Genomic DNA, 12,157 nt, shown 5'->3' on the forward strand with positions numbered 1-12,157 from the left:
GCCTTAGCTTTCCACGTCGAACATGTCGCGCAGGCCGTCGCCCAGCAGATTGAAACCCAGCGTCACGTAAAGCACGGCCGCACCGGGGCAGAGCACTTCCCACCAGAAATCCGGCATGAACTGGCGCCCGTCGGCGACCATCGATCCAAGGTCAGGCGTCGGCGGCTTGACGCCGAAACCCAGGAAGCTCAGCGTCGCGCCGAACAGGATGACGAAGGCGGCATCGAGCGTCGTCTTGACCGATATGACGGAAACGCAATTGGGCAGGATTTCGCGGAAGAGGATATGCAACGGGCCTGCACCGGCAAGACGTGCTGCTTCGATATAGTCTTCCGAGGCGATAGACTTCGACACCGAATAGATCAGCCGCGCATGCCAGGTCCACCATAACAGCGTGATCGCGATCATCGCGTTCATCAGCGTCGGTTCCAGGAGGTTGGAGACCGCGAGCGCCATGACGAGCGGCGGCATGGCCAGCATCACATTCGTCAGGCCGCTGATAAGTTTTTCGGTCCAGCCGCCGAAATAACCGGCGATGAGGCCAAGCACGGTTCCGACTGGCACCGAAATGCCGAGCACGCCGATGACGAGAAGCAGCGAGACCCGCAGCCCGAAGATGGTACGGGAAAAGATATCGCGCCCGGCCTTGTCGGTGCCGAACCAGTGCTCCAGATCCGGCGGCATATGGCGGGCGCGGAAATCGACGACCGCACCGATATGTTTCGGATAGGGCGTAAGCCAGGGGGCAAAGACCGCCAGTACCAGCACCGACAGAAGGATCAACGAGCCGATGACCGCCGCCGGATTGCGGCTGAAGCGATACCACATCATGTATCCGGCGCTTAAGCCCCGATCAGTGGGTTCGAGCATTTTCATATCAGCCATCAGCGAGCCTCCTTGCGGCGCAGGCGCGGGTCGATGATCGAGATCAGGACATCCACGATCAGGTTCGCAACGATGAAGAACAGGCCGGCCACCAGCACCACGGCGGTCACGGCGTTGAGGTCTTTCTGCAGGATGGCGTTCAACCCATAGGAAGCGAAACCGCCCCAGGCGAAGACCATCTCGATCACGAAGGCATTGCCGATCAGCGACGCAAATTCGAGACCCATAATCGTCAGGGGCGCGATGGAAGAAAGCTTCAGCAGATAACGGAAGATGATGACCCGCTCCGGCACGCCGAAGCTTTGCAGGGTCAGCACATGGTCCTTGCGCTGGTTCTCGATCATCGAGGAGCGCGTGATGCGGGTGATCTGACCGATGCCGGCCATGGAGAGCGCAAAGGCCGGCAGCGCGAGATGCTTCAGCGCATCGAGCACGACATCGAACCGTCCCGCCAGCGTCCCGTCGATCAGGATGAAGCCCGTCGGCCCGCCCTGCCAGCCAAGCCCGTGGTCGAGCCTGCCGATGATCGGCCAGCCGGAGAGAAACCGGGCGGCCAGCAATTGCAGCGTGATGGCAAAAAGAAAGCTCGGGATCGTGACCCCGGTGAGCGACAGGATGCGGCCGATATGGTCAAGCGGCCGGTCGCGGTAATGCGCCGTAATGACCCCGAGCGGGATAGCCACGGCAAACATGAAGATGACCGAGACCAGCACCAGCTCCACGGTAGCCGGAACGGTTTGCGCCAGATCGGTGGTGACCGGGCGCTGCGACACCAGAGAGAAACCGAGATCGCCATGCAGGGCATTGCCGATATAGTCGAGATATTGGACGGCCAGCGGCTTGTCGAGGCCCATCTCGCCGCGCAACGCATCCACCTGCTCTTGCGTCGCCGCAGGGCCGAGCGCCATGCGCGCGGGATCTCCCGGCACGACGCGGGCGAGCGCGAAAATCATGATGGACAGGGCCGTCATGACAAGCACGAAGGTGCCGAGCCTGTTCAAAATCGCGACCAACGGATGTTGCTGCATCGGTGGAACGTTCCTTGTGCATCGGTTGCCTGAGCACAAGTTTTCATCACCCACCCTTTTGAACAATCTAAAAAAGGTATAGTTTTTTGAAACATGAGTATAGGTTTTTAAGATAAAGTCCCCTATCCCGTTGCCAATGACGCTCCTGCCCCGCACCCGCCTCTGCCGCCGTATCACCAGCGAAACCGCCGGCGTGGTCTTCCTGCGCGCTCCGGCGGGTGCGGGAAAAAGCGTGCTGCTGGAAATGCTGGCAAAGGAGTTGGGAACGCAGATATGCCGCACGCACCAGCCGCGAAGCGATGATGCCGCAAATGACTGCCTTCTATGGGACGTGCCGGTTTTCGCGCGGGCGGTGCGCATGCCCGCCGCCATTCTGGAAACAGTGCGCTTTTTGGTCATCGCCTGCCGCCCGGATCAACGGATCAGTGGACTGGCCCGGCAGATCCTGCATCACGGTTCGCTTACCATCGGCCCGGATGAGCTGCTTCTTGGGCAGGACGAGGTAAAAGACCTGCCACCTGAGCAGAAGCGTCTCGCCCTTCACGACTATGCCGGCTGGCCGGCTTTCCTGTCGCTGGTCCGTCTTCCAAACGAACCGCTGTGTGCCGATTATCTGCGCGAAAACTACCTGCCGCATCTTTCGCCCACCCAGACGGTTGAGCTTTCGCTCTGGCTCGAAAACCCCTCCGCAGACCCCGAGGCGGAATGGACAGAACTGCTGCCGCCCTTCCTCACCGGAAATCCCGAAAATCATCCCACCCTGATAAGGCTTCTGGGCGTGGCCGCACGGGAGCGTCTCGCTACCCTGCAGGCCGGGAGCGCCGTGGTGGAGGTCGCATCGGCTTTTGAAAAGGGTGGCCATTCGCTCGCGGCCATGGCGATGCTGCTCGACCGCGGTTATGAGACCCATGCCGCACAAATTCTGGAACGCGCCCATGGCCGCGAACTGATTTACAGAAGCAGCGTCGACAGGTTTCGCGAGATCATTATGCGTTTTTCGCAGGATATGATCGCAACGAATGAAACCGTGCTTTTCGCCGTTACCCGCGCGCTGTTGAAACAGGGTGAGTTGCAGCGTGTGCGCCATCTGCTCGGCAAGAGCCTCGGATCGGATTATCTCGATCCGTTGAAAGTGCTTGCCCGGGGTTCACGGTTTTCCTTCGCCGCCCGCACCTTCCGGCTGAACCTGATGATTGCCGAGGACCTGACGCCCAATGACGCGATGATAACGCGGCTCGGCGAGTTCATGGCCGATTATCCCATGGACGACCACGGCAAATGGGCGGCCTATTACAATGCGCTGCTGGAATTCGAAATCCGCCGCCGCAATTTCCGCGAGGCGGAGGCCGCCGCTGCCCGCGCTCTGATCTATCTGCGCAAAATGGGCGGGCAGCCCCTGCTGGAGTTCTTCATCCACCTGCATCAGATCGTGCTGCGGCTGATGAGCGGCGACGTGCTTCTGGCGCGCCGGGCCGCGCAGGAGGCGCGCGCGCGGCTGGAACAGGTGCCGCATGACGCCGTGCAGGAGTTCCGGATGTTGCGGCTGGCGGAAGCCTGCCTTGCCTATGAGGCCGGAAAGCCCCGCGACCTCCTGCATTTCGTCGAACATGAATTCGATCACTTCGCCGCAGCCGAGATATGGCCGAGCCTGATGCAGTTTGCCTTGCATTATGCTTCACAGGTGTTGATCGATCATTTTCCGATGACCGTTCGCCCGGGCTTTCTCGATGGCTTGTGGATCCACCTTTCGGAAGGGCTGCAATTCCATGCGATGATGGAAATCAGGACGGCCATCGCCTATCAGAACGCCAACCGCTGGGCGGACGCGGCAGCAACCCTTTCGGCAATCCGCATGCCCATGGGCCGCAACTGGGTGGAGAGCGCGCATGAGGATCTTTCCCGCCTGACGCGGCGCGATGAAATCGCCTATGTCATGGCCTGGCTGCGTGATGCGGTGCATCTTTTCACGCCGCGCGTCTATCTGTCCCGCCAGATCGACGCGATGATCGCCAACCCGAAGGTCACCAACCGCGAGAAGGTCGCGCTGAGAATCTGGCAGAGCTATGCCGCGCACCAGCGTCGCGACAACGCCGCCGCCCGCGCCCATATCCTCACCGCCCTTGAATCGGCGACCCGCCTTGGCTGCAACGGCGTCCTGTCGGAGGAACGCATCTTCCTGTCGCCGCTTCTGAACAATCGCCGCATTCGCAGTTTCATCGAGACTTCCTCCGATGTCCGCAGCGCACTGTCGATTTTCGCCGCCTCAATGAACTCACCGCAGGCGCGCGCGCTGCATGGCGGGCTTTCGCAGCGGGAAGCGCAGATGCTGCAACTTCTGGCCAGCGGCATGTCGAACAAGAAGATCGCCCAGACGCTCAATATCTCGGAAGTGACGGTGAAATTTCACCTCGGCAACCTGTTCCGCAAGCTGGATTGCAAACGCCGCGCGGAGGCGATCCGCGCGGCGAAAGCACTGGGCTGGCTGTAAGGTTCAGCGGTTGTTCTTCTTGCGCCATTCGGCAAATGCCGTCTGGTGCTCTTCCTTGGTGCAGGGGTAAAGCCCGATGATCGTCTGGCCGGCCTTGACCTGCTCCACGACGAAATCCTCGTAAGCGGTCATTTCCACCGCCTCGGTCGCCACCTCGTCGGCAATGCCCGCCGGGATGACGATAACGCAATCAGCGTCGCCGACGATGATGTCACCCGGAAATACCGGCGCATCGCCGCAGCCGATCGGGCCGTTGATCTCGATAGCCTCGTGTTTGGTGAGGTTGGTGGGGCTGGAAGGGCGGGTATGGTAGGCCGGAATATCCAGCTCGGCGATGGTCGCCGCATCCCGGAAACCGCCATCGGACACGATGCCCGCACCGCCGCGAACCATCAGGCGCGTGACGAGAATATCGCCGGCCGAGGCGGCGGTCGCATCCTTGCGGCTGTCCATGACAAGCACATGGCCCGGCGGGCAGGTTTCGATGGCGACACGCTGCGGATGGGCGGGATTGCGGAATTCCACTAGCTGATTGCGATCCTCGCGGGCCGGCATGTAGCGCAGGGTGAAGGCTGGGCCCACCATGTTCTTGCCCTTGTAACCGAGCGGGCGTACGCCCTGAATAACCTGGTTGCGCAGACCCCGCTTGTAAAGCGCCGTCGCCAGGGTGGCGACTGAAATGGTCATCAGTTTTTCGCGCGTTTCATTGTTCATCTCTGTCTCCTCGCAATGGCGGATAAATGCGTTTCAAGTCTTGTGAATGGGCTCATCGATAAAAATGCCGCCCTGATATTTCGCGATCGCGGCCTTCGGATCGGGGCGCGGCACATCGCGCTCGATTTCAGCCCGGTAGCGCGCGGCATTGTCGCGCCGCTGCCAGCCGAGAAAATCGACATGGGAATTATCCCACCAGCTGTCGTCATTGGCCGAAACGCCCCAGATGACCGGGCAGCCGAGTTTTGGCACGCTGAAGGTCGCCTCTATCAGGGAGACAAAGTCGCCGTAGCTGAGCCAGGTTGACAACATGCGCCAGTTGGAGGGCTTTTCTTCGCAGGAGCCGATGCGGACGATCGCAGTCTCCTGGCCGAATTTGGAATGGTAGAGGCTCGCCATCGCCTCGCCGAAAATCTTCGAAACCCCATAGAAGCCATCAGGTAGAAAAGGCGTCTCTGGGCTAAGCTGCTGCCCCTGCGGATAATAACCGATCGTGTGGTTGCTCGAGGCGAACAGAATGCGCGGCATGCCGTTCAGCCGTGCCGCCTCATAGAGATTGTAGACCCCACGCAGATTAGCCGCCTCGATCGGGTCAAAAGCGCGCTCGACGGAAACACCGCCGAGATGAACGACGCCGTCGCAACCCTTGACAAGGTCATGGACTGCCTGCTCGTCCTCAAGCGCGCAGCGGACGAGTTCTTCGTGCGGCGCTGGGCTACCCAAATCGACGACGTCGGACAGACGGATCGTCTCGGCAACATGGCCGAGCCGCCCGCGTAGCATGCTGCCCAGCTTACCGCCAGCACCGGTGATGAGCAATCGCTTCAACATGATGGTGCCTCTTAGAAAATATCGGGCTCGCCGGCGGTGCGGCCGAAATCCGTTTGCAGGAAGTCGAAGTCGCAACCCTGATCAGCTTGGGTGACGTGCTTGGAGAAAAGGTAGCCATAACCGCGTTCGTAACGCGGCGCAGGCGCTTGCCATGCCGCCCGGCGCTGGGCGATCTCTTCTTCGCTGACCAGCATATCGAGACGACGCTGGGGCAGGTCGAGGCGCACGATATCGCCGGTTTTTAGAAGCGCCAAGGGACCGCCAACGAAGCTTTCCGGGGCGACATGCAGCACGCAGGCACCATAGGACGTGCCGGACATGCGTGCATCGGAAATGCGCAGCATATCGCGGTGGCCCTTTTTGATGAGCGCCTTTGGAATGGGCAACATGCCCCATTCCGGAAAGCCGGGGCCGCCGAGGGGGCCGGCGTTGCGCAGCACCAGCACATGGTCCGGCGTCACATCAAGATTCTCATCGTCGATAGCAGCCTTCATCTCGGGGTAGCTGTCAAACACCAGCGCTGGGCCCTGATGTACATGCAGTTTGGGATCGCAGGCAGCGGGCTTGATGACGGCGCCGTCAGGGCAGAGATTGCCGCGCAGAACCGCAAGCGAGCCTTCCGCATAAACCGGATTATCGAGCGAGCGGATGACGTCGTCGTTGTAGACCTTCGCACCCTCTAGGTTTTCGCCCATGCTGCGGCCGGTCACGGTCAGCACGGAACAGTCGAGACGGCTTTCCAGCTGCTTCATCAGCGCCCTCAGGCCACCGGCGTAAAAGAAGTCCTGCATCAGATAGTCTTTGCCGGAAGGACGGACATTGGCGATGAGCGGCGTGACGCGGCCAAGCTCGTCCAGCTCGTCCAGCGTCATCGGCACACCGGCGCGGCGCGCCATGGCGATGAGGTGCACAACGGCATTGGTAGAACAACCCGTCGCCATGGCGACGATGGCAGCATTGCGGAACGCTGCCGCCGTCAGGATGCGGTTCGGTGTCAGGTCTTCCGAAACCATCTCGACAATGCGGCGGCCACAGGCTGCGGACATGCGCTGATGTTCGGAATCGACTGCCGGAATGGAGGAGGCACCCGGCAGGGTGATGCCGAGCGCGTCGGCAATGGCCGTCATGGTCGAGGCCGTACCCATCGTCATACAGACACCGGCAGAACGGGCAATGCCGCCCTGCACGCCACGCCATTCCTCGTCCGTGACATTGCCTGCGCGGCGCTCATCCCAATATTTCCAGGCGTCCGAACCAGAGCCCAGAACCTTACCTGCATAATTTCCGCTCAGCATCGGGCCGGCCGGCAGATATATCATCGGCACGCCGGCCGAGATCGCACCCATGACGAGGCCGGGCGTCGTCTTGTCACAACCGCCCATCAGCACTACACCATCGAGCGGATGCGAGCGGATCATTTCTTCCGTCTCCATCGCCAGCATGTTGCGGTAAAGCATCGATGTTGGCTTGGTGAAGCTCTCATCCACGGAAAGCGACGGCATTTCGACGGGGAAGCCGCCCGCCTGCAGCACGCCGCGTTTCACATCCTGCACGCGCTCGGGAAAATGGGAGTGACAGGTATTCAGCTCCGACCATGTGTTCAGGATACCAATGACAGGTTTGCCGACAAAATCCTCCTCCGCATAACCAAGCTGCATCATGCGCGAGCGGTGGCCGAAGCTACGCAGGTCGTCGGGCGCGAACCAGCGGTCGGAACGGAGTTTTTTATCGGTCATGTCAATGGTCCTGCGTTGCGGGTTGCGCTTAAGGCTGTCAGTCCTGCCGGAGCGTCAGCCCGCTCGTCGTATCGAAAAGGTGGACGTGTTGAAGCGGTGCGGAGAGGCGGATGACTTCGCCCGCCGATGTCGAGGTCTGGCCGGAAAGATGCAGCGTCACCGGGGTGCCGTCACCGAGATTACCATAGAGATAGGACTCGCCGCCCAGCTGTTCTGCGGTGCGCACTGACATTGTCAACGCGCCGCCTTCACCCGGCTCCACATGGTTCGGGCGTATGCCGAGCGTCACCTTCTGGCCCGGCTTATAGGCAAAGCCGGTCTGCGGCAGCGGGAGAGTCTCGCCCGTCGCGATTTTGAGAGCAGGCGTTGCGTCCGAAGTCACTTCGCCAGCAAAGAAATTCATCTTCGGCGAGCCGATGAAGCCTGCGACGAAAATATTGGCTGGGCGGTTGTAAAGATCGAGCGGCACGCCGAACTGTTCAAGCTTGCCGGCGCGCAGAACGGCGATCTTGTCGGCCATGGTCATGGCCTCCACCTGATCATGCGTCACATAAATCATGGTGTTGCCGAGACGCCGGTGCAGGCTGGAAATTTCGCCGCGCATATCGACGCGCAGCTCTGCGTCAAGGTTGGAAAGCGGCTCATCGAAGAGGAACACGCGGGGTTCACGCACAACGGCGCGGCCGATGGCGACGCGCTGGCGCTGGCCACCCGACAGGTCCTTGGGACGACGCTCCAGAAGCTGGTCGATCTGCAGCATCTTTGCCACCTGACCGATCTTTTCGGCGACTTCCTTCTTGGGGGTGCCGATGTTCTCAAGGCCGAAAGACAGGTTTTCGCGCACAGTCATATGCGGATAAAGCGCGTATGACTGGAACACCATGGCGAGGCCACGGTCCGCCGCCGGCACCGTGTTGACCACGTCGCCGCCGATGACGATATCGCCGCCGGTCAACTCCTCGAGGCCCGAGATCATGCGCAGCAGCGTCGACTTGCCACAGCCGGATGGGCCGACGAAGACGCAGAACTCGCCATGTTTGATATCGAGATCGATACCCTTGATGACATCGAGGGCGCCATATGACTTTTTGACCTGACGAAGCTGGATACTTGCCATTGTCGTATTTCCTCCCTGAGGATTATTTGCCGCCCGTGGACGCAATGCCGGTGGCGATATATTTTTGCAGGAACATGAAGACCAGCGCGATCGGGGCGAGTGTCAGCACCGTCATGGCCAGAAGGTTGCTCCATTCCGTCGTCATTTCCCCCTGGAAGGAGTTGAGCGCCAGCTGCAGGGTGAAGTTGTCGTTGCGGGTCAGCACGATCAGCGGCCAGAGGAAGTCGTTCCAGCGCCACATGATCGCAAGGATCGCCAACACCGCGAGCGCCGGGGCCGAAAGCGGCAGGATGATGCGCCAGTAGATTTTCCACTCGCTGGCCTTGTCCATGCGCGCCGCATCGAGGATCTCATCCGGGATCGTCAGCATATATTGCCGCAGCAGGAAGACGCCCGTGGGTGTCGCGGCACCGGGAATAATGACGCCCCAGAGACTGTTGATCATGCCCAGCTGGCTGGTGATGAGAAACAGCGGCACGAGCACGACGGTCTGCGGGATCATCAGCGTGCCGACAACCAGCGCCAGCACCACGCCCCTGCCCTTGAACTGGTATTTCGACAGCGCAAAGGCAGCCATGGAATTGACGATCAGCATTATGAGGGTTGACGTCACAGTGATGAAGGTCGAGTTCCAGAAATAGAGCGGGAAATTGAAGCGCTGGAACAACTCGGTGTAGTTTTCCGTCGCCAGCGCCACCTTTTCAGCCGGTTTCAGCTCGTTGAACGGCATCTTCACGACTTCGGTCGGCTTGGCCGGGTCAACCACCTGGGCCACGAGGCCGATGCGGCGGATCATGCCGAGCTTACGGCCATCCTTATCGACATAGGCCGGCAGCGGCGCAGCCTGCCCATCAACCGCCACGGTTTCCTGGCTATAGGGCAGAAGGCGCGGCGGGAAGCGTTGAAGGTCGGCCTCCGTCTTGAACGAGGAGAGCACCAGCCAGACGACGGGGCCGAACATCATCAGCACGGCCACGCCGAGATAGGCATAGGACAGCCAGTCGGTCCAGTGCAGCTTGCCGTTGCGGCCGCGGGTACGGGTCAGAAATGCGCCAATCCTAGCCATCGACCTTGCTCCTGTTTGCCCGGAATTGCAGGGCGGTCAGCACCACGAGCACCACGGCGAGCAGCAGCGAAGCGGCGGCCGCAAGTCCGAAATTCCGGGGCGTCCCGGCAAAGCCGGTCTGATAGATGAATTGAATGATGAAGGTCGTCGCCGAACCCGGACCACCGCCGGTAAAGGCAAAGACTTCATCGAAAGTCTGTACGCCCTTGATGACCGACAGGACGAGAACGACCAGCATGGTGGGCGCAAGCAGCGGCAGGGTAATACGCCGGAAGATGCGCCACGGGCTTGCCTTGTCCAGCTGCGCCGCCTCGTAGACATCGCGCGGGATCGCCTGAAGGCCGGCGAGGAGAATGAGCGTATAAAAGCCCATATGCGCCCAGACCGAGAGGAAGACGGACCAGCCGAAGGCGAGATTGGCCTCGAGCAGCCAGTCCACCGAACCGAGGCCGAGCCCCTCCATCGCCGCATTGAGAACGCCGAAACGCTGGAGAATCCACTTCCAGATCAGCGCGACCACGACGGGTGACAGCAGAACCGGGAAGAAGAAGACCGCGCGAAAAAAGCCACGGGCGCGGATATCGCGATTAAGCACGATGGCCGTGATCAGCGAAAAGCCGACCATGAAACCCACCTGCAGCACGACGAAGAACAGCGTGTTCCAGACGGAGCGCCAGAACAGGTCGCGCGCACAGGAATTGGGATCAAGATAATTCTGACAGGAAAGAAGGACCGAAAAGTTTTCGCCGCCCACAGAAGGGCGCTCGGAAAGCAATATGTGTTCGCTGCCGGTCACGGAATAGGCCATGTTCAGCAGGATCGGCAGGAAGGCGAAGACCGCAAACAGGATCAGGTTGGGTGTCAGAAACACCCACGCAATCCGCCGGTGGCCAAGAACCTTCTGCAGGAAGGCAAAGGGCAGTTCGACGATGCCCATGACGGGCGCAAGAAATTTATACATGAGGGGTCCTCCTTCGATCCGGCGCGGCGCGGCATGCGCCGCGCCGGAAGGCGATGGATCACTTCGCCTGTTTCAACGCTTCCTCAAGGTCCGTCTTCGCACGGGCCATGGCCTCATCAACGGTGCTTTCACCGACGATGGCCTGCGTGATGCGCTGGACTGAGATGTTGAACATGGCACGATTGTTCTTGTAGCCCTGATAGGCATAGGCAATCGGGCTGAGGCTCGGAATCTGGTCGAGCCAGGCGTTCATGGCCTTCTGCGTCGCAGGCGTTGCACCGGTATAAGTCACGCCCTTGTCGGCCACGGCCTTGTGGGCCGGAACGTTGCGGGTGCGAACGGTGAAGTCGAGATAATTCTCGTCCTGAGCAAGGAAGTTCAGGATATCGGCAACGATCTTCGGGTTTTTGGTCTGCTTGAAGCCGACGATGCCGGTACCGCCCGGCATGCCCGTGCAGGCGGCACCACCGCAGGGCTGCGGCACGACTTCCCAGTCGAAGGCGTCGCCGACCTGGCTGTCGAAGCGCGCGGTCTGCCAGCTGCCGGAATAATAATAGACCAGCTGGCCGTTGATGAATTCCTGCGCGGCGTCACGATAGGTATTGCCGCCCTGCCCGGCCCAGACGTCACGCGCCATGGTGCCGTCCTTGTTCCACTCCACGAACTTCTTCACGAAAGTCGTAAAGCCTTCGTCGACGAGGATCGGCTTGCCGTCAGCATCGAAAATCTTCGCGCCGTAAGAAATGGCCGGGCCGGCGATGCGATGGCCGGAACGGTCAATCGCCATCGGGTAAGGTGTGCCCGTTGCCTTGGCGACGGCATTGGCAGCCTTCGCCCAGTCGTCCAGCGTTGCATCCTTGCCGGGTACGGCGACATTGGCCTGATCGAACAGGGTACGGTTGATGAAAGCGCCGGTGATGGTGAGCTGGGTATGCATGCCGTAGATGCCCTTGTCGTCGGGGCCGCTGCGGTACCATTTCAGCACATTGGAGAAATTGTCTTCCCAATATTTCGCGTCCACATAGGGCGTGAGATCGAGATAATAGCGGTTGAGGCCGCCGAGGTCGGTCACGGTTGCGAAATCCGGCCCGCTGCCGCCGGCGAGCTGTACGGGCAGGCCTTCCAGCAACGCCTTGTAGGGCACAATGTCAGTAACGATCTTCACGTCCGGATGCTGCTTTTCGTAACGGGCGAGAATGTCCTTCAGGATTTCGCAGCCATTGCCGTCATAAGCGCAGGTGAAGCGGACTTCCTCGGCCGCCTGGGCGGCGCCTGCAAAGGACGCCGCGCCAATGGCGAGCGCCAATGCCATGCTGTATTTACCGATCATC

The 12,157-nt window shown here is 60.7% G+C and carries 10 protein-coding genes; 1 reads left to right on the forward strand and 9 read right to left on the reverse strand.

What is annotated here, in order from left to right; genetic code table 11:
- Positions 1 to 3: 3 nt before the first annotated feature.
- Together AGR1_RS17555 and AGR1_RS17560 are read right to left on the reverse strand one after the other, a co-directional pair.
- Positions 4 to 885 carry an ABC transporter permease gene (locus AGR1_RS17555; protein WP_020813268.1) on the reverse strand — a complete coding sequence of 294 codons (882 nt, stop codon included), beginning with the start codon at positions 883 to 885 and terminating at the stop codon, positions 4 to 6.
- Positions 885 to 1,913 (reverse strand): ABC transporter permease, encoded by a 1,029-nt coding sequence (locus AGR1_RS17560; RefSeq protein ID WP_149147709.1) that lies wholly within the window; start codon positions 1,911 to 1,913, stop codon positions 885 to 887. The genes AGR1_RS17555 and AGR1_RS17560 overlap by 1 nt, the downstream gene beginning before the upstream one ends.
- A gap of 136 nt (positions 1,914 to 2,049) precedes the next feature.
- On the opposite strand from AGR1_RS17560, the gene AGR1_RS17565 reads away from it, so the two are divergent.
- Positions 2,050 to 4,401, forward strand: a complete 2,352-nt coding sequence (locus tag AGR1_RS17565; RefSeq protein WP_187772222.1) for a helix-turn-helix transcriptional regulator — start codon at positions 2,050 to 2,052, stop codon at positions 4,399 to 4,401.
- Between the two features lie 3 nt (positions 4,402 to 4,404).
- Here AGR1_RS17565 and AGR1_RS17570 read toward each other — a convergent pair whose 3' ends face one another.
- Genes AGR1_RS17570 through AGR1_RS17600 form a run of 7 tightly spaced genes read right to left on the reverse strand, consistent with a single transcriptional unit; the run spans position 4,405 to position 12,156 of the window.
- Positions 4,405 to 5,115, reverse strand: a complete 711-nt coding sequence (locus AGR1_RS17570) for a ribonuclease activity regulator RraA (RefSeq protein ID WP_078052504.1) — start codon at positions 5,113 to 5,115, stop codon at positions 4,405 to 4,407.
- 33 nt (positions 5,116 to 5,148) lie between these two features.
- Positions 5,149 to 5,946, reverse strand: a complete 798-nt coding sequence (locus AGR1_RS17575) for an NAD(P)-dependent oxidoreductase (RefSeq protein ID WP_149147710.1) — start codon at positions 5,944 to 5,946, stop codon at positions 5,149 to 5,151.
- 11 nt (positions 5,947 to 5,957) lie between these two features.
- A complete protein-coding gene (gene araD, locus AGR1_RS17580; protein WP_080795679.1) occupies positions 5,958 to 7,682 on the reverse strand; it encodes an L-arabinonate dehydratase in 1,725 nt (574 codons plus the stop codon).
- A 37-nt stretch (positions 7,683 to 7,719) separates the two neighbouring features.
- A complete protein-coding gene (gene ugpC / locus AGR1_RS17585; protein ID WP_149147711.1) occupies positions 7,720 to 8,799 on the reverse strand; it encodes a sn-glycerol-3-phosphate ABC transporter ATP-binding protein UgpC in 1,080 nt (359 codons plus the stop codon).
- Between the two features lie 22 nt (positions 8,800 to 8,821).
- Positions 8,822 to 9,865 (reverse strand): carbohydrate ABC transporter permease, encoded by a 1,044-nt coding sequence (locus AGR1_RS17590; protein WP_121459753.1) that lies wholly within the window; start codon positions 9,863 to 9,865, stop codon positions 8,822 to 8,824.
- Positions 9,858 to 10,826, reverse strand: coding sequence for a sugar ABC transporter permease (locus AGR1_RS17595; RefSeq protein ID WP_077985065.1), 969 nt, complete (start codon positions 10,824 to 10,826; stop codon positions 9,858 to 9,860). Before AGR1_RS17595 ends, AGR1_RS17590 begins: the two co-directional genes overlap by 8 nt.
- A 58-nt stretch (positions 10,827 to 10,884) precedes the next feature.
- Positions 10,885 to 12,156 (reverse strand): ABC transporter substrate-binding protein, encoded by a 1,272-nt coding sequence (locus AGR1_RS17600; RefSeq protein WP_149147712.1) that lies wholly within the window; start codon positions 12,154 to 12,156, stop codon positions 10,885 to 10,887.
- Position 12,157: the final 1 nt, after the last annotated feature.

The organism is Agrobacterium sp. B1(2019), from assembly GCF_008274755.1.
Taxonomy (GTDB): Bacteria; Pseudomonadota; Alphaproteobacteria; order Rhizobiales; family Rhizobiaceae; genus Agrobacterium; species Agrobacterium salinitolerans.